We start from the raw sequence: 24,279 nt of genomic DNA on the forward strand, positions 1-24,279 counted from the left end.
GTTAACCGCCACCGATGGCGCGTACGATGTCCACTTTGTCCTGCGCCTGCAACAGGCGCTCCGGCCATTGCTGGCGCGGCACCACGTTGCGGTTGACCGCCAGCGCCAGCGCCTGCCCTGTCAGGTCCAAGGCGTCGATCAGTTGATGCAGCGAGTGCTGCGCCGGCACCAGGTGCGGGGCGCCGTTCAATTCAATCTCAATCATGATTACGCCTTGCTGTACAGTTCCGCGCCGTTCTTGATGAACTCCACCGCCTTGACCTGCATGCCATCTTCCGCATACTTGCGCACTTCCTGCGTGATCTTCATTGAGCAGAAATGCGGACCGCACATGGAGCAGAAGTGCGCCACCTTGGCCGAATCCTTGGGCAGCGTCTCATCGTGGAAGGAGCGCGCCTTGTCCGGGTCCAGGCCCAGGTTGAACTGGTCTTCCCAGCGGAATTCAAAGCGCGCCTTGGACAGCGCGTTGTCGCGGATCTGCGCGCCCGGATGGCCCTTGGCCAGATCGGCCGCGTGCGCAGCGATCTTGTAAGTGATGATGCCATCCTTGACGTCATTCTTGTCCGGCAGGCCCAGGTGCTCCTTCGGCGTGACATAGCACAGCATGGCGGTGCCGTACCAGCCGATCTGCGCGGCGCCGATGCCGGAGGTGATGTGGTCGTAGCCTGGCGCGATGTCGGTGGTCAGCGGGCCGAGCGTGTAGAACGGCGCTTCGTGGCACTGCTCCAGCTGCAGGTCCATATTCTCCTTGATGAGCTGCATCGGCACGTGGCCCGGGCCTTCGATCATCACCTGCACGTCATGCTTCCAGGCGATCTGCGTGAGTTCGCCCAGCGTTTTCAGTTCGCCCAGCTGCGCTTCATCGTTGGCGTCGTAGATCGAGCCGGGACGCAGGCCATCGCCCAGCGAGAACGACACATCGTACGCCTTCATGATCTGGCAGATGTCTTCGAAGTGCGTGTACAGGAAGTTTTCCTTGTGATGCGCCAGGCACCACTTGGCCAGGATGGAACCGCCGCGCGAGACGATGCCCGTCATGCGCTTGGCCGTCAGCGGCACATAGCGCAGCAGCACGCCGGCGTGGATGGTGAAGTAGTCCACGCCCTGCTCCGCCTGTTCGATCAGCGTGTCGCGGAAGATTTCCCAGGTCAGGTCTTCGGCCTTGCCGTTGACCTTTTCCAGCGCCTGGTAAATCGGCACGGTGCCGATCGGGACCGGGCTGTTACGGATGATCCATTCGCGCGTTTCGTGGATATGCTTGCCGGTCGACAGATCCATCACGGTGTCGCCGCCCCAGCGGATCGACCAGGTCATTTTTTCCACTTCCTCGCCGATCGACGAGGTCACGGCCGAGTTGCCGATGTTGGCGTTGATCTTCACCAGGAAATTACGGCCGATAATCATCGGCTCCACTTCCGGGTGGTTGATATTGGCCGGGATGATGGCGCGGCCACGGGCGATTTCATCGCGCACGAATTCCGGCGTGATCTCGGCCGGAATGCTGGCGCCATACGCTTGCCCCGGATGCTGGCGGCCCATCATCTCCGCCAGGCGCTGGCCGGTCGGACCGGACGTCTTCAGGCTCTCGATGTATTCCTTGCGGCGCAGGTTCTCGCGGATGGCGACGTATTCCATTTCCGGTGTGACGATACCCTGGCGCGCGTAGTGCATCTGCGTGACGTTCTTGCCCGCGCGCGCGCGGCGCGGCTTGCGGTGCAGATCAAAGCGCAGCTCTTCCAGCGCAGGATCGGCCAGGCGCGCCTTGCCATAGACCGAGGTCGGGCCATCCAGTTCCTCGGTGTCTTCGCGCTCCAGTATCCACGGCATGCGCGGCGTGGCGGCCAGGCCGGAGCGGATGTCGATTTGCGCTTCCGGGTCGGTGTACGGACCGGAGGTGTCGTAGATATAGACTGGCGGATTGACTTCAAAGCCGAACGATGCCGGCGTGTCGGCCTGCGAGACTTCGCGCATCGGCACGCGGATGTCGGCGCGGCTGCCCTGCACATAGGTCTTGCGGGAATTCGGTAATGGCTGAATCGCTGCCTCATCCACCGTGGCGGTGGCGGACATGAATTTTGGGTTGGCGTTCATTTGGCTCCTTTGGTTGGCTACAGGAGCCAGCAAAGGAGGTTGGACGGCAGCCCGCGCACGGTGGAGTGGTGGCGCGGCGTCATCCTAAGCTTCCCTTCGCTGGCATTATCCAGATCAGGTTCGGAGGGTATTTCTCACCCGCGCCGCACAATGCGAAGCAGGACCCCTAGCGTTTGCCACCTTGCGGTGACGCGGCGATTATACGCCCGGATTCGCCATTGCACAAAAAATACTGGTCTGCTTGATTTTTCCGTACGACAAGGCTAGCCTAGACAGATGACTAAGCCCCCGGAAAAGGCTGCCTCCGATGGTCCGGCACAGCCGCGCAAGCGGTTGCGGCTGGCCACGCTGGTCACGCTCGGGGTATGCGTCACGGTGGCCGTGAGCACCGGCCTGCAGCTGCTGCTGGTCGATCACTTCACCATCTACTACGCCAGCCGGGAAGCGGAGCTGCGCTTGCAGCAACAGTCGTGGCAGATGCGCGACGCGCTGAACCGGGTCGTCAGCAAGGCCGCCGGCGACGTCCAGCTGGTCGCCTCGCTGGCGCAGGTGCGCGAAGCGCGCGATCCCGCCGCCGCCCGCGCCGTGCTCGACAGCCTGCAAAGCACCTTCCCCGATTACGCCTGGATCGGCGTCGCCGACATGGACGGCAAGGTCTATGCTGCGGCCCGCGGGCTGCTGGAAAAGGCCGACGTCAGCGCGCGGCCGTGGTTCCAGAAAGGGCAAGCCGGGCTGCATGCGATCGACTACCATCCGGCCGTCCTGCTGGGCAAGCTACTGCCGCAGGCGCCCGATCCATGGCGCTTCATCGACGTAGCAGTACCGGTACGGCGCAGCAGCGGCGAGCAATGGGGCGTACTGGGCGTGCACATGAGCTGGACCTGGGCGCGTCATCTGGCTGGCAACCTGCTGACGCCCGCCCTGCGCGCTTACGGTGCCGAGATTGTCGTGGTCCGCAACGACGGCACCGTGCTGCTTGGTCCGCCGGGCATGGAAGAGAAAAAAATCAGCGCCCCCAGCCTGCCGCTGGCGCAGTCCGGCCAGACCGGCGCGCTGCGCGAAACCTGGAGCGACGGCAAAACCTATCTGACCGGCTACAGCCGCACCGGCCAGGACGGCGATCCCGCCAGCCTGCAATGGTCGGTGCTGGTGCGCCAGCCGGAAGATGCCGCGCTGGCGGCGCTGCACACGCTGGAACAACGCATCCTGTGGCTGAGCATCGCCGTGGGCGCCGCGATGGCCGGCATCGCCGCCTGGGTGGCGCACCGGCTGGCCACCCCGATCGATCACCTGAGCAGCGCCATTGAGGCGCGTACGCAGGCGGCGCTGCTCGGCATGCCGTCCCCGCCCATTCCTGCCATCGACAGCTTCCGTGAAGCGCAGGTGCTGTCAGCGGCGATGAGCGACATGGTGCGCAACGAAGCACAGCACATGCAGCAACTGCAGACCATGAACGAACAGCTGGAAAGCACGGTCCGCAAACGCACCGCCGAGCTGCAGGACCTGGTCATGCGCGATGTGCTGACCGGCCTGCCCAACCGCCGCGCGCTCATGGAGACGCTGCCCGAAGCCATGCAGCGCGCCTCACGTACGCGCCAGCCATGCGCGGTGATGTTCCTCGACCTCGACGGTTTCAAGGGCGTGAACGACACCTACGGCCACGAAGAAGGCGACGAGCTGCTGCGCCAGTTCGGCGCGCGCCTGGTGGATGCCGTGCGCCGCACCGACACTGTGGCGCGGCTGGCCGGCGACGAATTCGTCATCATCCTCGAGCACCTGCACGCACCGGCGGCGGCCGAGGAAATGGGCCACAAAATCATGCCCCGGCTGCGCCAGCCGTTCGCGCTGAAGACCGCCACCGTGTCGCTCAGCGCCAGCATCGGCATTGCCGTGTTCCTGCCGGACGATAGCGCCAGCCTTGACACCCTGCTGGCGCGCGCCGACCGCGCCATGTACCAGGCCAAGCGATCAGGCAAAAACGCCGTCGTCATGGCGACCACTTAACCACTCAGAAGAAAGACCAATGAAAAAACTGGCCAGCGCTGTAACCGTCTCCTGCCTTTCCCTGTCTTCCGCGTTTGGCGCCAGTTATCTCGACAAGCCGGTCGAAGACAACCTGCCGTCCCTGGTCGGCATCTACAAACAGATTCACCAGTTCCCGGAACTGTCGCACCAGGAAGCCAAAACCTCGGCGCTGGTGGCGGACGAATTGCGCAAAGCCGGTTTTAAAGTGACTGAGCGGGTCGGCAAGTTCACAGACGGCAGCCAGGCCTACGGCGTAATCGGCGTGCTGGAAAACGGCCCCGGCCCGCGCCTGCTGATACGCGGCGACATCGACGCCCTCCCCATCATCGAAGAAACCGGCGTGCCATACGCCAGCCAGGTACGCACCAAGAATGCGGCCGGCCAGGAGGTCGGGGTGATGCATGCCTGCGGCCACGACATCCACACCACCACGCTGATCGGCACCGCACGCCTGATGGCGGCCACGCGCCAGCAATGGAAAGGCACGCTGGTCATCGTCGGCCAGCCAGCCGAAGAAACCGCCGACGGCGCCAAGGCGCTGTTGGCGGACAATCTCTACGAACGCTTCGGCAGACCGGATTTCGCCATCGCCCTGCACGACACGCCGGGCCGCGCGGCAGGCCAGGTGGCGGTGACGAGCGGCCCCACCACGGCAGGCGTCACCTCCATCGATGTGGTGTTGCGTGGCGTGGGCGCACACGGTGCGGAACCGCAGAATGCCAAAGACCCGGTGGTGATGGCTGGCCAGTTCATCGTCCAGCTGCAAACCATCGTCAGCCGCGAACAGGATCCGCGCGATCCGGCGGTGGTCACGGTCGGCTCCATCCATGGCGGCACCAAACGCAACGTGATCCCCTACGAAGTAAAACTTGAACTCACCACCCGCTCTTTCAGCGACAAGGCCAACCAGATCATTGTCGATGGCGTCAAGCGCATCGCGCGCGGCGTGGCGATTTCGGCGGGCATCCCGGAAGACCGCATGCCCATCGTCACCGTGGTGGAAAAAGAGACGCTGCCGTCCATGCACAACAATCCGGCCTTGAACGCCAGGGTCAAAACAGCGCTGACCAGTGCACTGGGCGCCAGCAACGTGTTTGAAGACGATGCGGTCATGAACAGTGAAGACTTCGGCCTGTTTGGCCTTGCCGGGCGCCAGATCCCCACCGTGATGTTCGGCCTCGGGATTGCCGATCCGGCGGAGCTGGCGGCGGCCAGGGCCGGTGGCAAGCCTGTCCCTGGCGCCCACACCAGCCGCTTCAAGCCCGTTCCAGAGCCTGGCCTGCGTGCCGGTGTGAAGGCGATGACTGCGGTGGCGACTTCACTGCTCCAGTAAGCCGCTCACCACTGCCGGTATATCAGCACATGCTGGTCGTACTGCGTCTGAAAGGCCGGCATGAGGTTCTGGTAGAAAGCACGGTTGTTGTTCACATCGACCAGGTTCTGGAAGCGATATGGTGCGGGCGCCAGCGTTGTGCGGTTACCGCCAGCGTCATTCCAGAACGCTGGCCCGAGATTCCAGGCCACGAAATTATCGACATTCACACCATTGGCCAGTACGGTACCCGATGTGAAATACACTTTGGCGCGGAAGATGGGATTGGAATACATCAGCCAGAACTCATGGCCGGTATAGCTGATGCGTTGCATACCCTCATACAGGTAGCCGATGACGGGATCCAGCGGGGCTGCCGGCGCACGCGATTGCAGGCAGTTTGATGCGTTTTCAAGATGCGCGTATTTGACGCAGACCAGGTTTTGCCCGACGAGCGTTGGTGTCAGATCCATTTTGATTTGCTGGGCCGCATACATGAGGATCGCTTCCCGCTCACCGTTACCGATCAATGTATAGCCGGTCGCCACGCGCGGCTCATTGCCGCCCTGGCCCATGGCAAAACGAAGAAAGTTAGCCCGGACGTTCGGATCTGCCGGGTACTGATACAGGTTGCTATCACCCTGGGCCGTGGGAAGGCCGCAACGTAACAGCACCGCAGCTCGCCGCAGTCGCTGCTCATCGTTCAAGCCGGCATTGTTGTTGGGGTCACCCGGCACAAAGTGGAACCAGGACAGCTCACCAGCAACCAGGCCCTGGTTGACACGCTGCTGAAGGCGCGGGGTGGTGGACAGCACAAACGTAAACCGCGTGTCCACATTATTCAACACCACTCCGCCACCATTGAAATTGAGGGGTAGCGGCACATTCAGACATTCGGCCGGAATATCGACGGTGCGCCTGGTGCGGTCAATCTCCACCGGTACGGCGCTTGCGGTGTGGGTCAGCAAAGATACAAGGGCGAGGGCAAGAAAGCCCTGAATTGAACGGCGCATGTTGGGGTCTCCCGGAAGAAAGTGGTCATCGGACGCCGGCGCAAAAACTGCAACCGGCACCGATCCAGATTACTGGCGGGGAGACTTCCGAACGTGACGCTTTCTGACCGTATCAGCGGCCCATGCGGTCGAGCAGGCAGTCCAGCGCTTGCTGGTACTGTGCGTTCATCACTTGAATCTGCCGCAGTTCGCTGCGCGCCGACACCAGCGCCAGGCCGCTGCCATGGGCATGATCGATGACGATGTCGCGCCATAGTTCCGCCTGGTCCGTCATCTGTGCCAGCAGCGCGGTCAGATGGCCGGTGATATGGCGCGTGACGCCAGCAAAGGCGGCCGGCGTGGCGAAGATGGCGAGGGTCAGCTGCGGATGGCTGCCCACGGCATGGTAGTAGCGGATCATCAGCGCGCGGACATCATCCCGTACCGGCAAACCGGCGGCGCGGACCGGCGTCGACAGGACCTTCGCATACACGCGGTCCGACAGCGCGCGCAGCAGGCTGTCATGATCGCCGACATGGCGATAGAGGCTCATCGCGGTAACGCCCAGCCGTTGGGCCAGTGCGCGCATGGTCAAGCCCTGGCCGCCGCCGTCATCGAGCAGCGCCAGCGCCGCATCCAGAATGTCATCGCGCGATACGCCGCTGCCTTGCGCGGGCCGTCCACGCGGGCGCGTCACGGCGCAATCCGATACGTGGACTGTACCAGGCCGGAAGCAAACGCACGGTTGGAGACCAGCTGCAAACTGACGTCGTCTGCCAGCGCGCCAAACAGCGGACGCCCTGCGCCGATCAGCACCGGCATCGTGGACACTACCATGTCGCTGACCAGCCCTGCGCGCAGGAAGGACTGCACCAGCTGGCCGCCGTCCAGATACACCCGCTGCACGACCTGCAGCGCCAGCTCGTCCATCGCTGCCTTCGGCGTGCGGTCGGCAAAGCGCACCTTGCCCTGCAGGGCTGCCGGCACCGGCGTACCGGCCAGTTGCCTGGACAGCACCAGCACCGGCAGCGCATAGCCCCAGCTGTCGAAAGTCAGCACTTTTTCATAGCAGCCGCGCCCCATCACTATCATGTCCTTGTCGGCGATGAAGGCGTGGTAGCCGTGATCTTCGGTGGGGTCATCGCGTTGCAGCAGCCAGTCGATATCGCCATCAGCGCGCGCGATGAAGCCATCCAGGCTGGTGGCAATGAAAACGTGAGCGGTGGTCATGTTGAAGTCCATTTAATATACAGCGTATATTATTGTACACCCAAGAACTGACGCAGCACCACGCCCCATTCATCCCAGCTGAAATATGCGCTGGGGTGGCGGATAAACAGCATGTCCAGCGGTCTGCCACCGAGATCCAGCACGATCCTGAGCGGCCGGCTCCGGCCTATCTCAGACAGGCGCTTGCGCTCGACAACGGTAACCCCGGCATCCAGCGTCAGCGCTTCTTTGAGTGCCGCCAGCTTCAGCGGGTCCAGTCCATAGACCACGCAACGCCGCGCTTCCAGCTGCCGGGCCAGCGACAGAAACGTCTGCCATCCTTCGAGATAGTCCCGCTTGCCGGGCCGGTGCTTTGCGGACTTCATCATGCGCAGCACGAGGTTGTGATAGACCATCTGGCGCCAAAGCGCCTCCCGTTCCGCCTTGTTCACCCCGTGCTTCAAATAAAACGCCTTGGCAAAGTTGCGCAGATATTTGCTGACGCAGGTCTCATGAATGCCGTGCACCAGCTGCCGCTCGCGCAAGCTGCTTCTTGCCTCGATCTGCGCGCGCTTTGCCGCAACGCCTTTGCTGTAATCGTAGATGCTCTCACCCAGCACAATGGTGCGCTGGGCCGAAGTCCGGTATTCGCTGCCTACCCACGGCAGCCACCGCAGGTCACGGAAGCCAGCATCAAACTGCGTATCGAGATAACCGTTCTCCATACCTCAGTCTTTGAACTGCGGTGCGGACTTGCTCATGGCGGCCATCATCGCGGCTTGCAGGTCGGCCGACATCAGCATGGCGGCGTTCCAGGTGGCGACGTAGTTGAGGCCATCGGCAATCGAATGGTCGCGCGCGTAGGTGATCATCTCTTTCGCGCCGCGTATCGACAGGGGCGATTTGGCGGCGATGGTGGCAGCGATCTCGCGCACGCCCGCGCGCAAGGCTTCCGGCGATTCGAACACGCGGTTGACCAGGCGGATGTCCTTGGCTTCCGCAGCATCGACCTTGCGTGCGGTGTAGGCCAGTTCGCGCGTGATGCCTTCGCCGATCAGGCGCGGCAAGCGCTGCAGGGTGCCGACGTCGGCCACCATGCCGATATCAATTTCCTTGATCGTGAACCAGGCATCCGACGAGCAGTAGCGCATGTCGGCGCAGCAGATCAGGTCAATGCCGCCGCCCACGCAGGCGCCGTGCACGGCGGCCAGCACCGGCTTGCGGCAGCGTTCAAGGCTGGTCAGCGTATCCTGCAAATCCAGAATCACGCGGCGCAGGTTTTCACGCGTGCGGCCATCGCAGTCATCGCGTACCTGCGCGCCCACGCCCATCATCATTTGCAGGTCGATACCGGCGGTGAAGCCCTTGCCCTCGCCTTCCAGAATCGCCACGCGGATATCCGGCGTTTCGTCGATGTACTGGAAGGCGCTGCGGATATCGTGCCACATCGCCAGGTTCATCGCGTTCAGTTTTTCCGGGCGGTTCAGGCGCACGGTGGCGATATGGTCTTCTACATTGAGGGTCAAGCTTTCAAAGCTGGGCATCAAGGTCTCCTTTAAGTTATCGCCCAAGGATAACCCAGAAGCAGCGGCCGGCACAGCGTGACCGGCCGCCTTGACGCTTACTGCGGCAGGTAGGTCACGGTCAGCGTGTAGCTCGACGCTGCGTAGCCATTCAGCAGCACGTAGGCGTTGCCGTTGGCGGTGTACGACACGGTGCAGTTCTCGGTAGTGGTCGGACCATCGGACTTGCAATCGTAGCTGGTGGTGGTTGGGGTACCGGCCTTGCGTACGTACAGATCGGTGTCGCCGCTGCCGCTCAGCGCTGCCTTGAAGCTGCCATTGGCCGCCACCTTGTAGGGACCATAGGCACGGGTCTGGCCTTTGGTCAGGCTACCGGTGACGGTTTCGGTGCGCTCAGTTGGCGGCGTGACGCCCGGGCCGTCGCTGCCCAGCTCCACCGCATAGGCCAGCGCCATGCGCGCGAATTTCAGCGCGTGGTCGGCCTGGTTGCCGGAGTTGGCGTAGGTGTCGTTGGCGGTGTGGATGTAGGGATCGTCCTCGCCCATTGCCGCTTCAAACGGCATCGACGACCAGTAGCCGGCCGAGGTCCACGAGGCATGGTCGGAACAGGCATAGCCGCACTTGTCGTAGCCGATTTTCAGCGTGGGCAGATAGGTCGTGATCAGGTTGGCGACAAAGGTGTTCTGCGCGTTGTCGGTGTAGTCGGTGTACAGGTAGATGTCGTTGACCGAGCCTTTGTAGTTGGTCATGTCCAGCTGCATGACGCCGACCACGTTGACGTTGTTGGTCTTATGGTTCTGGGCGATGTCCTGCGAGCCGCGCAGCCCCACCTCCTCGGCCGAATAGCCGATCATCTTGATGGTGCGGCGTGGCTTGTAGCCGCTGGCCACCATCACGCGCAGCACCTCGGTCATGCTGGCGATGCCGGATGCGTCATCGTCAGCGCCCGGTGCGCGCGTGGTTTCGCTGGTGCCGGACAGGTTGATCGAATCCAGGTGACCGCCCAGGACCACCACTTCGTTAGGATTGTCGGTACCGGTGATGGTCAGGATCACCGACTTCTGCGGCCAGCCGCTGTGGGTGTACTGGGTGACGGCGATGTCGCTGCGGCCCGCCGCCATGGTAGTCCAGCGCTGCTTGAGCCAGTTGGAGGCGTTCACGCCATTGTTGGTGGTGTAGTAGCGGTTGGCATACGAAGACATATCGATGATGGTCTGGCCGATATTACTGGCCTGCATTTGCGCCAGCATGGGATTGACCACGCTCTGCTGGTCGATCACATACGACGGCCGCGCCGGCGCCAGCAGCGCGCTACGCTGTTTCGGCGCACTCACGGCAGCGATGCCTTCCGCTTCGCTGGTATGGAACATGAAACCGCCGCAGCGGCGCAGGTTGCGGTGCACGGCGGCCGACAGCGCCAGCATCTGCTGCTCGTCAACCTCGACCAGGTGCAGCCGCTCCTGGCCCGCCACCAGCGCCTGCGGTGTGGCCAGGGTGGCGCGGCTCTCGCGCGACAGCGCCTGTGGCGCCACCTTTTGCAATTCGGCGTATGCGGCGTCGCCAACGCTGATCCAGACCTTGTTGGACTGGGTTTGCGCGGAAGCCGAAGCGCCGGCCAGCAAGCCAGCGATCAGCACAGCAATGATACGTGAGGTCATGTCCGTCTCCGTGTTGTTAAAAATTTATCGGGACTGGAAACGGTATGCTTTTGAGGGAAATGAGTCAAAAATCTTGCAAAATTCGACAATCCGGCCAGAAATGTCCAGTGTTTAACAAGTGCCCAAGTGGGCATGGCCTGCCGCGTCATCTATAATGGCTGTTTTCGCACACGCGTTTATCAAATATACCCATCAAATCATGGAATTAGCCAAGTCTTTCGAGCCTGCCGACATTGAACAGTTCTGGCGTACGGAGTGGGAACAGCGCGGTTACTACACCGCCACCCTCGACGCCGGCAAACCTTCTTTCAGCATCCAGCTGCCGCCGCCGAACGTCACCGGCACCCTGCACATGGGCCATGCCTTCAACCAGACCATCATGGATGGCCTGACCCGCTACCACCGCATGCTGGGCCATAACACCGCCTGGATTCCTGGTACCGACCACGCCGGCATCGCCACCCAGATCGTGGTGGAGCGCCAGCTGGACGCGCAGAAAATCTCGCGCCATGACCTGGGCCGCGAAAAATTCATTGAAAAAGTCTGGGAGTGGAAAGAGAAGTCCGGTTCCACCATCACCGGCCAGATGCGCCGCCTGGGCGCCTCGCCAGACTGGCAGCGCGAATACTTCACCATGGATGCCGAGCGCTCCAAATCGGTGACCGAAGTGTTCGTGCGCCTGCACGAGCAAGGCCTGATCTACCGCGGCAAGCGCCTGGTCAACTGGGACCCGGTGCTGGGCACCGCCGTCTCCGACCTGGAAGTGGTGTCGGAAGAAGAAGATGGCTCGATGTGGTACATCCAGTACCCGCTGGCCGATGGCAGCGGCCACCTGACCGTCGCTACCACCCGTCCGGAAACCATGCTGGGCGACGTCGCCGTGGCGGTGGACCCGACGGACGAACGCTATCAGCCGCTGGTCGGCAAGATGCTCAAGCTGCCGCTGGTCGGCCGCGAAATTCCGATCATCGCCGACGAATATGTCGACAAAGCCTTCGGCACCGGCTGCGTGAAGATCACGCCTGCGCACGACTTCAACGACTACGCCGTCGGCCAGCGCCACAACCTGGACATGCCGTCGATCCTGACGCTGCAAGCCAAGATCGTTGACGATGCACCGGAAGCCTACCGTGGCCTGGACCGCTTTGAAGCGCGCAAGAAAATCGTCGCCGACCTGGAAGCACAAGGCCTGCTGGAACAGGTCAAACCGCACAAGCTGATGGTGCCGCGCGGCGACCGTACCGGCGTCGTCATCGAGCCGATGCTGACTGACCAGTGGTTTGTCGCGATGAGCAAGCCAGCACCGGAAGGCACTTTCTTCCCTGGCAAATCGATCGCGGAAACGGCGCTGGAAAAAGTCGCGTCGGGCGAAATCAAATTCGTCCCGGAGAACTGGACCACCACCTACAACCAGTGGCTGAACAACATCCAGGACTGGTGCATCTCGCGCCAGCTGTGGTGGGGCCATCAGATCCCGGCATGGTACGACGACGCTGGCAATATCTTCGTCGCCCGCACTGAAGAGGAAGCCCAGGCACAAGCTGCGGCCAAGGGCATTACCGCGCCGCTGCGCCGTGACAACGACGTGCTGGATACCTGGTTCTCGTCCGCGCTGGTGCCGTTCTCCACGCTGGGCTGGCCGGAAGAAACGCCTGATATCAAAGCCTTCCTGCCATCGTCGGTGCTGGTGACCGGCTTTGACATCATCTTCTTCTGGGTCGCGCGCATGGTCATGATGACCGCGCACTTCACCGGCAAGGTGCCGTTCAACACCGTGTACGTGCACGGTCTGGTACGCGACTCGCAAGGCCAGAAGATGTCCAAGTCCAAGGGCAACACGCTGGATCCGATTGACCTGATCGACGGCATCGGCATCGACGCGCTGGTGGAAAAACGCACCACCGGCCTGATGAACCCGAAAGCCGCCGAGAAGATCGCCAAGGCCACCCGCAAGGAATTCCCGGAAGGGATCGCCGCCTATGGCACCGATGCCGTGCGCTTCACCATGGCGTCGTACGCCTCGCTGGGCCGCAACATCAACTTCGACCTGGGCCGCTGCGAAGGCTACCGCAACTTCTGCAACAAGATGTGGAACGCCACCCGCTTCGTGATGATGAATACCGAAGGCAAGGACTGCTCGGCCAATGAAGCCGACCTGTCGAACGCCGACAAGTGGATCATCTCGCTGCTGCAGAAAGCCGAGCTGGAAATTGCCAAAGGCTTCGAAGACTACCGCTTCGACAACATCGCTTCGGCCATCTACAAATTCGTGTGGGACGAGTACTGCGACTGGTATCTGGAAGTCGCCAAGGTGCAGGTACAAAGCGGCACCGAAGGCCAGCAGCGCGCCACCCGCCACACCCTGCTGCGCGTGCTGGAAGTGGTGCTGCGCCTGGCGCATCCGGTGATTCCGTTCGTGACCGAAGCGCTGTGGCAAGCCATCGCACCGCTGGCTGGCAAGACCGGCGACTCGATCATGCTGCAACCGTACCCGATCGCCAACACTGCCAACATCGATGAATCGGCCGAAGCGTGGATGCAGCAGCTCAAGGCACTGACCGATGCAACGCGTAACCTGCGCGGCGAAATGCAGCTGGCGCCATCGCTGCGCGTGCCGCTGATCGTCGAACCGGGCAATGCCGCCGAGAAGGCCGCGATGGAAGGCTTTGCACCGTACGTGCAGTCGCTGTCCAAGCTGTCGGAAGTGCAGATCCTGGACGTGCTGCCGGATTCGCCAGCCGCTGTCGCCATCGTCGGCACCACCAAGCTGATGCTGAAAGTGGAAATCGACGTCAAGGCCGAGCGTGAGCGCCTGAGCAAGGAAATCGCCCGTCTGGAAGGCGAGATCAACAAGGCCAACGGCAAGCTGTCGAACGAAAGCTTCGTGGCGCGTGCGCCGGCGGAAGTGGTCGCGCAGGAGAAAGAACGCGTCGCCAACTTCTCGGCCACGCTGGACAAGATGCGCGAGCAGATCGCCAAGCTGCCAGCGGCTTAACCCGCACAGCCAGGTGGGGTCTGACCCTTCGGGTCAGACCCCTAAGTGGTACAGCAAGCGTATCGCTTAAATTGCGGGTTCAGGCCAGCAGTTCTGCATAACGGGCAATATCAACATTGCCCCCGCTGATAATGATACCTACGCGCTTGCCTTGCAGCTGCGCCTTGATCGAACGTGCTGCCGCCAGGCCCAGGCACCCCGTCGGCTCCACCACCATCTTCATGCGCTCGGCAAAGAAGCGCATTTCGGCGCGCAGCTGCTCGTCGGTTGCGGTCAGGATGTCGTTCACCTCACGCTGAATAATCGGGAAAGTCAGGTTGCCCAGGTGCTGCGTCTGCGCACCGTCCGCAATCGTCTTTGGCGTATCGATGTGCACGATGCTGCCGCTGCGGAAGGACTGCTGGCCATCGTTGCCCGCTGCCGGCTCCACGCCATACACCGTGGCCGTCGGCGACAATGCGCGCGTGGACAGCGCGGTGCCGCTCAGCAGGCCGCCGCCCCCCAGTGGCGCGAATACATAATCCAGGCGCCCCACTTCTTCAAACAGCTCCTTGGCCGCCGTGCCCTGCCCTGCAATCACGTCCGCATGGTCGTAAGGCGGAATCAAGGTCAGGCCATGCCTGGCTGCCAAGTCACGGCCGATCTGCTCGCGGTCTTCCTTGTAACGGTCATAGATCACCACCTGCGCCCCATAACCGCGCGTTGCGGCGACCTTGGCCGCTGGCGCATCATGCGGCATCACAATGGTGGCAGGGATGCCCAGCAATTTAGCCGACAGCGCAATCGCCTGCGCGTGATTACCCGACGAAAAAGCCACTACGCCCGCCTTGCGCTGCTCCGGCGTGAATTTGGCCAGCGAGTTATAGCCGCCACGGAATTTGAACGCGCCCATGCGCTGGAAGTTCTCACACTTGAAGAACACTTCCGCGCCCAGTTCGGCATTGGCGGTTGACGAGGTCAGCACCGGGGTGCGGTGCGCCACGCCAGCGATACGCTCGGAGGCGGCAACGATATCTTCATAGGTTGGGAGTTTCAGTTCGCTCATGATGGATTCCTGTAGTGGATTTAGCGCGCGTCGTTGTAGACGGTGGCGCGGGAGACGTTGAGATAGGCGGCGACGATGTCCATGGCCCGGCGCACATCGCTGAGGCCAGCGTCCTTGAGTTCGCGCATCAGGGCTTTGCGTTCGTCGGCTTTCAGCGCGCGCGGCGTGGTACCAAGTCGCGCGGCAAATTGATCGATGCGCAGGCGGATCGCATCCGCACCGGCGGGCGCCATGGTTTCGCTGACGGCCGCCGCCGTGTCCACGCTGCCAAACTGCGTCAGCATGGTGTTCAGGCTGCGGAACACGGTCAGGTCCACGTTCATGCACAGCGCGGCCACATACTGGCCCTTGCTGTCCTTGATGCCGATGGAGGTACTCTTCGCCAGACGGCCATCAGGAAAAGTATTGGGATAGTTGGCGATGACCTGCTCAAACTCCGGATCGGCTGCACGCGCCAGCCCCAGCTCCGTGGCGGGCGCGCCGACGCTGCGGCCTGACAGGTTGTTATGGATGGCCAGGATGGCCTGCTCCGGCTGGGTCAGGTCATGCAGCACGACCTCGCAGAACGGCGCCAGCGTCTTGCCCAGTCCTTCCGCCACCTGCTGCAACTGGTCAAGCAGATTCTGATGTTCAGATGTTTTTTTCATCTAAACATATTATCTCATTTTAGACTTTTCGTGTAATTTGACGCGAGCCTCTAATTTCGCAGGCCAAGGCATTCGTATAATCGCCAGACAACGATAACTTTGGAGACACATATGAAATTCCTGGCATTCATCGCTGCAGTAACCCTGGCCATGTCCCCGGCCTTCGCCCAGAGCAATTCGCCAGCGGGGCTATGGAAGAACATCGACGACGAGACCGGCAAGCCAAAAGCGCTGATCCGCATTACCGAAAGCAATGGCGTGCTGACCGGCCAGATTGAAAAGCTGTTCCGCGAAGCCAACGAAGAACAGAATCCCAAGTGCGAGAAATGCGACGGCGCCCGCAAGGACCAGCCTATCGTGGGCATGACCATCCTGTCCAACCTGAAGAAAGACGGCGATGAATACGCCGGCGGCGAAATCCTCGACCCGAACAACGGCAAGACTTACAAGAGCAAGCTGCACCTGACCGATGGCGGCAAAAAACTCAGCGTGCGTGGCTATATCGGCGTCCCGATGCTGGGCCGCTCGCAAACCTGGGTACGCCAGGAATAAGATCTTTTCGTCAATAATTGACTATTTGAAATTCACATTGGATAATTAATTCGTAATTAATCAATGTGAATTCAAATGAAGAAAATCTTGACGGTTGCGCTAGTCGGCTTAGCGTTTAGCAATGCCTCGCAGGCAGCGATCTACAGCTTTGAATATACTGCGCGCGTCAGTAAAGTCGAAGAGGAAACCCGCCTCAACACCACGCGTACCTCGGTAAACTCCAGCAGCGTTGCAGGCGGCACCATCTCGGTGGGCGATAAGATCACCGGTGTCATCAGTTATGATTCCAACGCCCCCATCTCCACGCGCCATGTCAATGGCTCCGCAGTATCTATTTCCTATGGCTACCTGGACAGCCTGGAGTTGAGCGTCAACTTTGCGGCTGCAGGCATTCATTTCGAACCAAACAGCTACAAATGGGGCTACACCTTCTACGGCCATACCAATCCCGCGCTGACCAACTCATTCAGCGCAGGCAGTTACCGCTATAATTTTATTCCCGGCGGCAGCATGACGCAGGAAACAGCGTCATTCCAGTTTGGCGACAGCACTGGCACCAAGATTGGTGACGCCCTGCCTGGCGCAGAAGCGGCTGGATTCGACAGTAACTGGCTGCGCTATCAACTGCTCAACAACGGCAATGCGGAAGGGGTATATGTCACCGCCGATTTCACTGACATGAAATTTACTCAAGCCGTACCTGAACCGGAAACCTACGCCATGCTGCTGGTTGGTTTGGCCGCGATCGGCTGGCGCCGCCGCAAGACAATCAACGCCTGATCGTCACTACCGCCAGAACCGATTGTCATGGCCGGACACTCAGTGTTACGATTCGGCCAAATGAAAATAATTCTCAATTCCATCGGGATTCTGGCGGTGATCCTGGGTGTGCTCGGCATCTTCCTGCCGCTGCTGCCGACCACGCCATTTTTGCTGCTCGCCTCGGCGTGTTTCGCGCGCGCTTCGCCGCGCCTGCACCACTGGCTGCAAACCAACCGCGTGTTCGGCAAATATCTGCGCGACTATGAAAACGGCCACGGCATTCCTTTGCGCGGCAAGGTCTGGATCCTGATTTTTATGTGGGGTTCAATGAGCTATTCGATCTGGCGCACGGATCACTTGTGGGTGCGCCTGCTGATCGTGTTGATCGGCATCTGCGTGACGATCTACCTGACCCGCTTTGTGCCTACGATGCGCGTGAAGAAGTAAGCTTCTGTTTTGCCAGATGACGGTCCAGGCTGTTGGCAAAGTTCTGGCGGTCTGATTGGCTGAAAGCCGCCGGGCCGCCGGTATCAACGCCGCTGCCACGCAGCTCGTCCATGAAGGCGCGCATGGTCAGCATCTGGGCGATGTTATCGTTGGTGTAGAACTCGCCACGCGGATTGAGCGCATAGCCGCCCTTCTTGAGCACATCCGACGCCAGCGGGATATCGCCAGTGATGACCAGGTCGCCCGGCGCCAGCAGCCGCACGATTTCCTGATCCGCCACATCCGCGCCGGACGGCACTTGCACTGCGCGGATAAAGCGCGATGGCGGCACGCGCAGCAACTGGTTGGCGACCAGCGTGACCTGCATCTGCACACGGTCAGCGACGCGGTAGAGAATTTCCTTGATGACGGCTGGACAGGCGTCTGCATCGACCCAGATCTGCATCACAGGTCCCACAGTTCGCCGTTGGGATTGGTGCGCGGCGGCTGGACGCCAAAGTGTTTGTACGCGGCTGGCGTGGCCACGCGGCCGCGCGGCGTGCGTTGCAGATAGCCTTGCTGGATAAGGTAGGGTTCCAGCACGTCCTCTATCGTATCGGCTGCTTCGCCAATCGCTGCCGCCAGATTGCCGATGCCGACCGGACCGCCACCGAATTTGTACAGCACCGCTTCGAGCAGCTTGCGGTCCATGACGTCGAAGCCCACCGTGTCCACATCCAGCATCACCAGCGCAGCGTCGGCAACGGCTTTGGTAATTTCGCCATTGCTCTTCACCTCGGCGTAGTCGCGCACGCGGCGCAGCAGGCGGTTGGCGATACGCGGCGTGCCACGCGCACGGCGGGCGATCTCGCGCGCGCCGTCTTCATCCATGTGCGCCTTCAGCAGCGCGGCGCTGCGGATGACGATCTTGGTCAACTCTTCGGTGGTGTAGAACTCCAGGCGCGCAACGATGCCGAAACGGTCGCGCAGCGGATTGGTCAGCATGCCGGCGCGCGTGGTGGCGCCGACCAGCGTGAACGGCTGCAGGTCCAGCTTGACCGAACGCGCCGCCGGGCCTTCGCCAATCATGATGTCGATCTGGTAGTCTTCCAGCGCGGGATACAGGATTTCTTCCACCACGGGCGACAGACGGTGGATCTCGTCAATGAACAGGACGTCGTTGGCTTCCAGATTCGTCAGGATCGCCGCCAGGTCGCCCGGACGCTCCAGCACCGGGCCGGACGTCTGGCGCATGTTCACGCCCATCTCGCGCGCAATGATGTTGGCCAGCGTGGTTTTACCGAGGCCAGGCGGACCGAACAGCAGCGTATGATCCAGCGCTTCCTTGCGCTTGCGTGCAGCAGAAATGAAGATCTCCAGCTGATCGCGGATCTTGGCCTGCCCGACATACTCATCGAGATGCTTGGGGCGCAGCGCGCGCTCGATCGCCTCTTCGTTTGGCGAGGATGGGGCGGCGTCAATAATGCGCTGCTCGGTAAAGTTATCGGTCTGGATGCTCATGCCGCCATTTTACCCTGCATTGCGCACTGCGCCCGGCCGTTCAGCCTTTGGACAGGGCTTTGAGCGCTTGCTTGATGCCGTCGGAAACGCCGGCGCCAGCAGGAACGGTCTTCAGTGCCAGCAAGGCTTCCTTGTCGGAGTAGCCCAGCGCCAGCAGCGCGTTGAGAATGTCCGATTGCGAATCCGGCGCCGCATGCACGCCGCCCGCGCCGATGTCCGCGCCCAGCTTGCCTTTGAGTTCCAGCAGCAGGCGTTCAGCCGTCTTCTTGCCGATGCCGGGAACCTTGACCAGGCGCCCCGCTTCCTGCAGCGTCACGGCTTGCGCCAGGTCGGCAATCGACATGCCCGACAAGATCGACAGCGCGGTGCGCGCGCCAACCCCGGTAATCTTGATCAGCTGACGGAACACGGCGCGTTCTTCGGCATTGCCAAAGCCGAACAGCAGATGCGCGTCTTCACGGATGGCCTGGTGCGTGAACAGCACCACCTTCTCGCCCACACCGGGCAGGTTGTAGAAGGTGCTCATGGAAACATCGACTTCGTAGCCGACACCGCCCACATCGACCAGCAGTTGAGGAGGATTTTTTTCCAGCAGAATGCCGGAGAGACGTCCGATCATGTTTTACCTTTAAATGTTAGCCAACCAGCCGGCCACGGCGCAGGCGCAAGCCGGCCAGTGGGCCGTTGGCCGTGGCATTGGTGCCGCCGGCAATCAGCGTCAGTGTTTCGCGGCTGTGGGCGTGGCAGATGGCGATGCCAAGTGCGTCGGCCGCGTCCGTGCCCGGCATGCCCGGCATCGACAGCAAGCGAACCACCATTTCCTGCATCTGCGCTTTCACCGCGCGGCCCGTGCCGACGATGGCTTTTTTGATTTGTGTGGGCGAATACTCGGCCACGCTCAGGTCGGCCGACACCAGCGCGCAGATCGCCGCGCCACGGGCCTGGCCCAGCAGCAGCGTCGATTGCGGATTGACGTTGACGAACACTTGTTCGATGGCCGCGCAGTCGGGGCCGTAAGTGCGCGCGACTTCGCCCACGCCGTCCAGTATCACCTTGAGCCGTGTCGGCAGGTCGCCCTCGCCACTCTTGATGGTGCCGGAGGCGATGTAGCGCAGCTTGCTACCGTGCTTTTGTATGACGCCAAAGCCGGTGGTGCGCAAGCCGGGGTCGATGCCGAGAATAATCATTCAACGATTGTATGCAGTAAAGAAAAAGCCCGCAAGCTTGCGGGCTTTCTATTGGGCTAAACGGCGGGGATTAATGGCGGAAGTGGCGGGTACCGGTGTACACCATGACTACGCCGCGCTCGTCCGCTGCGTCGATGACTTCCTGGTCGCGCATCGAACCGCCCGGGTGGATCACGCAGGTCGCGCCCGCATCCACCACCACGTCCAGACCGTCGCGGAACGGGAAGAACGCATCCGACGCCACCACCGAGTTCGCCAGCGACAGACCGGCATTTTGCGCCTTGATCGACGCGATACGGGCCGAGTCGATACGGCTCATCTGGCCAGCGCCCACGCCCAGGGTCATGTTGTTACCGCAGAAGACGATGGCGTTCGACTTGACGTATTTCGCCACGCGCCAGGCGAACATCATGTCCTGCAGTTCCTGCTGGGTCGGTTGTTTTTTGCTCACGACGCGGACGTCGGCCAGCATGACATTCTTGGCATCGGCCGACTGCACCAGCAGGCCGCCGCCCACGCGCTTGAAGTCCATCGCGTTGACGCCATCGCCGAGCGGGATTTCCAGCAGGCGCACGTTCTGCTTGGCCGACAGGATCTGCTTGGCTTCGGCCGTGAACGACGGCGCGATCAGCACTTCCACGAACAGCTTGGCCAGCTCGGTGGCCGCCGCCACATCCACTTCCACGTTGAAGGCGATGATGCCGCCGAACGCCGAGGTCGGATCGGTTTGCAGTGCGCGCTTGTACGCGTCGGCAGCGTTGGCGCCGAGTGCCACGCCGCATGGGTTGGCGTGCTTGACGATCACGCAGGCAGCCGACTGGTCGAAGCCGCCCATGCTCTTCACGCATTCCCACGCCGCATCGGCGTCAGCGATGTTGTTGAACGACAGTTCCTTGCCCTGCAGCTGCTTGTAGTTGGCCAGCGCGCCCGGCGTGGTCGCCACGTCGCGGTAAAACGCAGCCGACTGGTGCGGGTTTTCGCCGTAGCGCATGTCCTGCACTTTTTCAAACGCCACGTTCAGCTTGGCTGGATAGGCGCTGCGGCTGCCGTGGGCGCGCGTCGCGTCCAGGCTGGTCAGGTAGTTGGCGATGGCGCCGTCGTACTGCGCGGTGTGCGAGTAGACCTTGGTGGCCAGCATGAAGCGGGTGTCGTAGCTGACATAGCCTGGGGCGTTGTCGGTGGTCTTCATTTCCGCCAGCACCACGCCGTAGTCGGCCGGGTCGCAGATCACCACCACGTCCTTGTGGTTCTTGGCCGCGGAACGCAGCATGGCCGGGCCGCCGATGTCGATGTTCTCGATGGCGTCGTCCAGCGTGCAGGTGTCTTTGGCCACCGTGGCCTGGAAGGGGTACAGATTGACCACCACCATGTCGATGGTCGGAATGCTGTGCTCTTCCAGCTTGGCCACATGCTCAGGGAAGTCGCGGCGGGCAAGTATGCCGCCGTGGACTTTCGGATGCAGCGTTTTCACGCGGCCATCCAGCATCTCCGGGAAGCCGGTGTAGTCGGCAACTTCGGTGACCGGCACGCCGTTGTCGGCCAGCAGTTTGGCGGTGCCGCCAGTCGACAGGATGTTGACGCCCATGGCGGACAGCGCGCGCGCGAAGTCCAGCACACCGGTTTTGTCGGATACGGAGATGAGAGCTTGTTTAATCATGGCGATGAATGACTAGATGGAGGTGGTTAAATAATTCGGGCGGTCCGGCATTGCGGCCGTCCCCAGCCACTTCATGCCGGATAGATCGGGCGCTATTACAGCAGGCCGTGCTCTTGTAATTTCTTGCGCAGGGTATTGCGGTTGATGCCCAGCATCTGCGCCGCGTGCGACTGGTTGCCGTCGGCGCGGGTCATGACCACTTCCAGTATCGGTTTCTCAACGGTCAGCACAACCATGTCATAGATGTTTGAGGCCTGTTGCTCGCCCAGGTCGGCGAAGTATTCTTCGAGACTTTTCTGGACTACTTCCTGGATACTTTCTTTGCTCATTTTCTTATCGTTCGGCTAATTAATCTGTTGACGCTGGCAAATCATTCCATTGGAAACGTTTGCCCTTCTGATGATATGACTTTTTTAGTAATTATTTCGACCGCTTATGCAGCCTGCAAATCTTCAGCGAGGCGGTATTGTAACCGCTCGCCGTACCGCCACTGCGATTCGAAGAATTGGTCTACAGCAAGTAGTTGTTCTTCGACGGACTCCAGCAGGTTCATTTTCTGCCGGAACGCCTCACCGCCTTCGAGTTCGCGCACATACCAGCCGATATGCTTGCGGGCAGTGCGTACGCCCAGGTAATCGCCATAAAACGCGTAGTGGGCGCGCAGGTGCTCATCCATGAGCGCGCGCACTTCGTCCACGTAGGGCGCCGGCAAATGCTTGCCGGTGCGCAGATAATGGTCGATCTCGCGGAAAATCCATGGCCGGCCTTGCGCGGCACGGCCCACCATGACCGCATCGGCGCCCGTGTAATCCAGCACAAAGCGGGCTTTCTCGGGCGTGGTGATGTCGCCATTGGCCACCACCGGGATCGACACCGATTGCTTCACGGCAGCGATGGTGTCGTACTCGGCGTCACCTTTGTAACCGTCAGCGCGCGTGCGGCCATGCAAGGTCAGCATGGCGATACCGGCCTCTTCGGCGATCCGCGCGATCTTCAGCGCATTCTTGTTCTCACGATCCCAGCCGGTGCGGAATTTCAGCGTGACGGGCACATCCACTGCGCCCACCACCGCATCGACGATGCGCTTGACCAGTTCTTCGTCCTGCAGCAGAGCCGAACCGCACCAGGCGTTGCACACCTTTTTGACGGGACAGCCCATGTTGATGTCGATGATCTGGGCACCGCGCTCGACGTTGAAACGGGCGCAATCGGCCAGGTCTTTCGGGTCGGCGCCGGCGATCTGCACGGCCTTCGGCTCCATCTCGCCCGTGTGATCGGTACGGCGCGAACTCTTTTCCGTAGCCCACAAACGCGGGTTGGAGGCTGCCATTTCGGAGACCGCATACCCTGCGCCCAGCTCTTTGCACAACTGGCGGAAAGGCCGATCCGTGACCCCGGCCATCGGGGCGACGAAAACGTTGTTACGCAGTAAATGAGGGCCGATTTGCACTGGCAATACCTGAATGGGGTGAGAAGGAACCTTCTATTTTAACCGAAGCCCTGCTCAAATAATAAGCACTATTTTTTATGAAATCGGCAAATGTGCAGGTTTGCCGTTATGAGACGATGTTTCCATGCATAAATTTTAAGCACGGTCGTTAGATGACGTCATCCATGGAAACATGGAGGTGATCGACCTCGCCCCAGCTGTCCAGCAGCAGTTTTCCGGCGCCTGCGGTAAAACGGTTGATGCTGGCGTTTTTGACCTGGAAGTCGCGCGGACTGTCGAGCTGGATGCCGCGTGCGGCGCGGTAGGCGCATTCGAGCACACCGCCGTGGGCGACCACCGCCACGGTCTGGCCCGCGTGGCGTTCAGCCACGGCCTGCAAGGCGGCGATGGTGCGGTCGTAGAACTGGTGGAAACTTTCCGCCTTGCGCTCGCCGGCCGGCATCACCGCCTCGATATCGCGCGCCTGCCATTTGGCGAAATCGTCCGGATACTGGTGCTGGATATCCTGGTACAGCATGCCTTCAAACACGCCATAAGCGCGCTCGCGCAGCTGGGCGTCGGTATGCAGTTGCAGATGCGGATGATGGCCGGCCACCGCTTGCGCGGTCTGCATGGCACGTTGCAGGTCGCTGGCAATGATGGCGTCCAGCTTTTCCCCGGCCAGCGCGCGCGCCAGTGCGGCGGCCTGGCGTTCGCCCTCCTCGTTGAGCGGGATATCGATGTGGCCCTGCAGGCGGCGCACGGCATTCCAGGCCGTCTCGCCGTGGCGGATCAGCAAAATAGTGGTGGCGTTCATATCAAGTTCTTGTGTAAGTGCCGATCAGCTGCGCTTCGTCGACGATATGGCCATATATGGCCTTCAAAACGTCGGCGCCGGTGAACGGCGCCGGCAGCGCGAGGCGCGCGACATCCAGCGCATAGAGGCGAAAAATGTAATGGCGCGTCTGCTGCGGCGGCGGCAAGGGAGCATGATACCCGACCTGGCCAAAATCGTTTTGCCCCTGCCTCAGCGGCAAGCTTGCCGCCTCGTCAAGGCCAGCCATGGACGGCGGGATATCCACCACGCTCCAGTGGAAGATGTCAGCGCCGCCGGGCGGCGCATCGGCATCCATGCACAGCAGTGCCAGCGAACTCACGCCCGCCGGCACGCCGCTCCAGCGCAGTTGCGGACTGTGGGTCGCCGGCATGGCGCTGCGGTCGCGGAAACTGTCGCTGGCAAGCTGCATC

The 24,279-nt window shown here is 61.6% G+C and carries 25 protein-coding genes and 1 riboswitch; of the genes, 6 read left to right on the forward strand and 19 right to left on the reverse strand.

The genetic code is table 11. The annotated features are described in order from the left end of the window. Nucleotide 1: 1 nt before the first annotated feature. Together thiS and thiC are read right to left on the reverse strand one after the other, a co-directional pair. Nucleotides 2-205 (reverse strand): sulfur carrier protein ThiS, encoded by a 204-nt coding sequence (gene thiS, locus GTP58_RS21800; protein ID WP_161079224.1) that lies wholly within the window; start codon nt 203-205, stop codon nt 2-4. A gap of 2 nt (nt 206-207) precedes the next feature. Next, a complete protein-coding gene (gene thiC / locus GTP58_RS21805) occupies nt 208-2,091 on the reverse strand; it encodes a phosphomethylpyrimidine synthase ThiC (RefSeq protein WP_161079225.1) in 1,884 nt (627 codons plus the stop codon). A 74-nt stretch (nt 2,092-2,165) separates the two neighbouring features. Next, nucleotides 2,166-2,269, reverse strand: a riboswitch (TPP riboswitch). A 98-nt stretch (nt 2,270-2,367) separates the two neighbouring features. On the opposite strand from thiC, the gene GTP58_RS21810 reads away from it, so the two are divergent. After that, nucleotides 2,368-4,095, forward strand: a complete 1,728-nt coding sequence (locus GTP58_RS21810; RefSeq protein WP_161079226.1) for a diguanylate cyclase domain-containing protein — start codon at nt 2,368-2,370, stop codon at nt 4,093-4,095. Between the two features lie 19 nt (nt 4,096-4,114). Next, nucleotides 4,115-5,449 (forward strand): M20 family metallopeptidase, encoded by a 1,335-nt coding sequence (locus GTP58_RS21815; RefSeq protein WP_161079227.1) that lies wholly within the window; start codon nt 4,115-4,117, stop codon nt 5,447-5,449. Between the two features lie 5 nt (nt 5,450-5,454). Here the strand turns inward: GTP58_RS21815 and GTP58_RS21820 are convergent, their stop codons facing one another. From GTP58_RS21820 to GTP58_RS21845, 6 genes are all read right to left on the reverse strand, one after another. After that, a complete protein-coding gene (locus tag GTP58_RS21820; protein WP_161079228.1) occupies nt 5,455-6,441 on the reverse strand; it encodes a hypothetical protein in 987 nt (328 codons plus the stop codon). Nucleotides 6,442-6,553: 112 nt separating this feature from the next. Beyond that, nucleotides 6,554-7,117 (reverse strand): TetR/AcrR family transcriptional regulator, encoded by a 564-nt coding sequence (locus GTP58_RS21825; protein ID WP_161079229.1) that lies wholly within the window; start codon nt 7,115-7,117, stop codon nt 6,554-6,556. Next, nucleotides 7,114-7,650, reverse strand: coding sequence for a dihydrofolate reductase family protein (locus tag GTP58_RS21830; RefSeq protein WP_161079230.1), 537 nt, complete (start codon nt 7,648-7,650; stop codon nt 7,114-7,116). The genes GTP58_RS21825 and GTP58_RS21830 overlap by 4 nt, the downstream gene beginning before the upstream one ends. 29 nt (nt 7,651-7,679) lie before the next feature. Beyond that, the gene (locus GTP58_RS21835) at nt 7,680-8,354 is read right to left on the reverse strand and encodes a hypothetical protein (protein ID WP_161079231.1); all 675 of its coding nucleotides are present in this window, start codon (nt 8,352-8,354) and stop codon (nt 7,680-7,682) included. A 3-nt stretch (nt 8,355-8,357) separates the two neighbouring features. After that, nucleotides 8,358-9,173 carry a crotonase/enoyl-CoA hydratase family protein gene (locus GTP58_RS21840; RefSeq protein ID WP_161079232.1) on the reverse strand — a complete coding sequence of 272 codons (816 nt, stop codon included), beginning with the start codon at nt 9,171-9,173 and terminating at the stop codon, nt 8,358-8,360. Between the two features lie 77 nt (nt 9,174-9,250). Continuing rightward, entirely contained in the window at nt 9,251-10,810 is a 1,560-nt protein-coding gene (locus GTP58_RS21845; protein WP_161079233.1) for a M28 family metallopeptidase, read from the reverse strand. A gap of 199 nt (nt 10,811-11,009) precedes the next feature. On the opposite strand from GTP58_RS21845, the gene GTP58_RS21850 reads away from it, so the two are divergent. Next, nucleotides 11,010-13,805 carry a valine--tRNA ligase gene (locus tag GTP58_RS21850; protein ID WP_161079234.1) on the forward strand — a complete coding sequence of 932 codons (2,796 nt, stop codon included), beginning with the start codon at nt 11,010-11,012 and terminating at the stop codon, nt 13,803-13,805. A 79-nt stretch (nt 13,806-13,884) separates the two neighbouring features. Here GTP58_RS21850 and GTP58_RS21855 read toward each other — a convergent pair whose 3' ends face one another. Next, a complete protein-coding gene (locus tag GTP58_RS21855; RefSeq protein WP_161079235.1) occupies nt 13,885-14,850 on the reverse strand; it encodes a threo-3-hydroxy-L-aspartate ammonia-lyase in 966 nt (321 codons plus the stop codon). Between the two features lie 20 nt (nt 14,851-14,870). Beyond that, on the reverse strand, nt 14,871-15,497 hold the full coding sequence (locus GTP58_RS21860; protein WP_161079236.1) for a transcriptional regulator: 627 nt from the start codon (nt 15,495-15,497) through the stop codon (nt 14,871-14,873). Between the two features lie 111 nt (nt 15,498-15,608). Between GTP58_RS21860 and GTP58_RS21865 the strand changes: the two genes are divergently transcribed. The 3 genes from GTP58_RS21865 to GTP58_RS21875 all read left to right on the forward strand — a co-directional run bounded on the left by GTP58_RS21865 (nt 15,609) and on the right by GTP58_RS21875 (nt 17,258). Further along, nucleotides 15,609-16,049: a DUF2147 domain-containing protein gene (locus tag GTP58_RS21865; RefSeq protein ID WP_161079237.1), complete on the forward strand. Its 441-nt coding sequence runs from the start codon at nt 15,609-15,611 to the stop codon at nt 16,047-16,049. A 75-nt stretch (nt 16,050-16,124) separates the two neighbouring features. Beyond that, nucleotides 16,125-16,829, forward strand: coding sequence for a PEP-CTERM sorting domain-containing protein (locus GTP58_RS31460; RefSeq protein ID WP_229215688.1), 705 nt, complete (start codon nt 16,125-16,127; stop codon nt 16,827-16,829). A 60-nt stretch (nt 16,830-16,889) separates the two neighbouring features. After that, a complete protein-coding gene (locus tag GTP58_RS21875; protein ID WP_161079238.1) occupies nt 16,890-17,258 on the forward strand; it encodes a YbaN family protein in 369 nt (122 codons plus the stop codon). Here GTP58_RS21875 and GTP58_RS21880 read toward each other — a convergent pair. The 9 genes from GTP58_RS21880 to GTP58_RS21920 all read right to left on the reverse strand — a co-directional run bounded on the left by GTP58_RS21880 (nt 17,236) and on the right by GTP58_RS21920 (nt 24,278). Further along, nucleotides 17,236-17,703 carry a YaiI/YqxD family protein gene (locus GTP58_RS21880; RefSeq protein ID WP_161079239.1) on the reverse strand — a complete coding sequence of 156 codons (468 nt, stop codon included), beginning with the start codon at nt 17,701-17,703 and terminating at the stop codon, nt 17,236-17,238. The genes GTP58_RS21875 and GTP58_RS21880 overlap by 23 nt on opposite strands. Beyond that, entirely contained in the window at nt 17,703-18,758 is a 1,056-nt protein-coding gene (gene ruvB / locus GTP58_RS21885) for a Holliday junction branch migration DNA helicase RuvB (RefSeq protein ID WP_161079240.1), read from the reverse strand. Before ruvB ends, GTP58_RS21880 begins: the two co-directional genes overlap by 1 nt. 40 nt (nt 18,759-18,798) lie before the next feature. Further along, entirely contained in the window at nt 18,799-19,377 is a 579-nt protein-coding gene (ruvA, locus tag GTP58_RS21890) for a Holliday junction branch migration protein RuvA (protein ID WP_161079241.1), read from the reverse strand. Between the two features lie 16 nt (nt 19,378-19,393). Further along, nucleotides 19,394-19,945, reverse strand: coding sequence for a crossover junction endodeoxyribonuclease RuvC (ruvC, locus tag GTP58_RS21895; protein ID WP_161079242.1), 552 nt, complete (start codon nt 19,943-19,945; stop codon nt 19,394-19,396). Nucleotides 19,946-20,015: 70 nt separating this feature from the next. Further along, nucleotides 20,016-21,602, reverse strand: a complete 1,587-nt coding sequence (gene purH, locus GTP58_RS21900; protein WP_161079243.1) for a bifunctional phosphoribosylaminoimidazolecarboxamide formyltransferase/IMP cyclohydrolase — start codon at nt 21,600-21,602, stop codon at nt 20,016-20,018. A 95-nt stretch (nt 21,603-21,697) separates the two neighbouring features. Continuing rightward, nucleotides 21,698-21,931, reverse strand: coding sequence for a helix-turn-helix domain-containing protein (locus GTP58_RS21905; protein WP_072788986.1), 234 nt, complete (start codon nt 21,929-21,931; stop codon nt 21,698-21,700). A 104-nt stretch (nt 21,932-22,035) separates the two neighbouring features. After that, a complete protein-coding gene (gene dusB / locus GTP58_RS21910; protein WP_161079244.1) occupies nt 22,036-23,052 on the reverse strand; it encodes a tRNA dihydrouridine synthase DusB in 1,017 nt (338 codons plus the stop codon). A 148-nt stretch (nt 23,053-23,200) separates the two neighbouring features. Continuing rightward, nucleotides 23,201-23,848 carry a histidine phosphatase family protein gene (locus GTP58_RS21915; RefSeq protein WP_161079245.1) on the reverse strand — a complete coding sequence of 216 codons (648 nt, stop codon included), beginning with the start codon at nt 23,846-23,848 and terminating at the stop codon, nt 23,201-23,203. A 1-nt stretch (nt 23,849) separates the two neighbouring features. Beyond that, on the reverse strand, nt 23,850-24,278 hold the full coding sequence (locus GTP58_RS21920; protein ID WP_161079246.1) for a YbhB/YbcL family Raf kinase inhibitor-like protein: 429 nt from the start codon (nt 24,276-24,278) through the stop codon (nt 23,850-23,852). Nucleotide 24,279 lies beyond the last annotated feature (1 nt).

Origin of the sequence: Duganella sp. CY15W (genome assembly GCF_009857555.1) — a bacterium.
GTDB lineage: Bacteria > Pseudomonadota > Gammaproteobacteria > Burkholderiales > Burkholderiaceae_D > Rugamonas > Rugamonas sacchari.

Bases quoted from the DNA above. Each gene is read 5' to 3' on its own strand.
- thiS (WP_161079224.1), bottom strand. From the start codon at position 205: ATGATTGAGATTGAATTGAACGGCGCCCCGCACCTGGTGCCGGCGCAG.
- thiC (WP_161079225.1), bottom strand. From the start codon at position 2,091: ATGAACGCCAACCCAAAATTCATGTCCGCCACCGCCACGGTGGATGAG.
- GTP58_RS21810 (WP_161079226.1), top strand. From the start codon at position 2,368: ATGACTAAGCCCCCGGAAAAGGCTGCCTCCGATGGTCCGGCACAGCCG.
- GTP58_RS21815 (WP_161079227.1), top strand. From the start codon at position 4,115: ATGAAAAAACTGGCCAGCGCTGTAACCGTCTCCTGCCTTTCCCTGTCT.
- GTP58_RS21820 (WP_161079228.1), bottom strand. From the start codon at position 6,441: ATGCGCCGTTCAATTCAGGGCTTTCTTGCCCTCGCCCTTGTATCTTTG.
- GTP58_RS21830 (WP_161079230.1), bottom strand. From the start codon at position 7,650: ATGACCACCGCTCACGTTTTCATTGCCACCAGCCTGGATGGCTTCATC.
- GTP58_RS21835 (WP_161079231.1), bottom strand. From the start codon at position 8,354: ATGGAGAACGGTTATCTCGATACGCAGTTTGATGCTGGCTTCCGTGAC.
- GTP58_RS21840 (WP_161079232.1), bottom strand. From the start codon at position 9,173: ATGCCCAGCTTTGAAAGCTTGACCCTCAATGTAGAAGACCATATCGCC.
- GTP58_RS21845 (WP_161079233.1), bottom strand. From the start codon at position 10,810: ATGACCTCACGTATCATTGCTGTGCTGATCGCTGGCTTGCTGGCCGGC.
- GTP58_RS21850 (WP_161079234.1), top strand. From the start codon at position 11,010: ATGGAATTAGCCAAGTCTTTCGAGCCTGCCGACATTGAACAGTTCTGG.
- GTP58_RS21855 (WP_161079235.1), bottom strand. From the start codon at position 14,850: ATGAGCGAACTGAAACTCCCAACCTATGAAGATATCGTTGCCGCCTCC.
- GTP58_RS21860 (WP_161079236.1), bottom strand. From the start codon at position 15,497: ATGAAAAAAACATCTGAACATCAGAATCTGCTTGACCAGTTGCAGCAG.
- GTP58_RS21865 (WP_161079237.1), top strand. From the start codon at position 15,609: ATGAAATTCCTGGCATTCATCGCTGCAGTAACCCTGGCCATGTCCCCG.
- GTP58_RS31460 (WP_229215688.1), top strand. From the start codon at position 16,125: ATGAAGAAAATCTTGACGGTTGCGCTAGTCGGCTTAGCGTTTAGCAAT.
- GTP58_RS21875 (WP_161079238.1), top strand. From the start codon at position 16,890: ATGAAAATAATTCTCAATTCCATCGGGATTCTGGCGGTGATCCTGGGT.
- GTP58_RS21880 (WP_161079239.1), bottom strand. From the start codon at position 17,703: ATGCAGATCTGGGTCGATGCAGACGCCTGTCCAGCCGTCATCAAGGAA.
- ruvB (WP_161079240.1), bottom strand. From the start codon at position 18,758: ATGAGCATCCAGACCGATAACTTTACCGAGCAGCGCATTATTGACGCC.
- ruvA (WP_161079241.1), bottom strand. From the start codon at position 19,377: ATGATCGGACGTCTCTCCGGCATTCTGCTGGAAAAAAATCCTCCTCAA.
- ruvC (WP_161079242.1), bottom strand. From the start codon at position 19,945: ATGATTATTCTCGGCATCGACCCCGGCTTGCGCACCACCGGCTTTGGC.
- purH (WP_161079243.1), bottom strand. From the start codon at position 21,602: ATGATTAAACAAGCTCTCATCTCCGTATCCGACAAAACCGGTGTGCTG.
- GTP58_RS21905 (WP_072788986.1), bottom strand. From the start codon at position 21,931: ATGAGCAAAGAAAGTATCCAGGAAGTAGTCCAGAAAAGTCTCGAAGAA.
- GTP58_RS21915 (WP_161079245.1), bottom strand. From the start codon at position 23,848: ATGAACGCCACCACTATTTTGCTGATCCGCCACGGCGAGACGGCCTGG.
- GTP58_RS21920 (WP_161079246.1), bottom strand. From the start codon at position 24,278: ATGCAGCTTGCCAGCGACAGTTTCCGCGACCGCAGCGCCATGCCGGCG.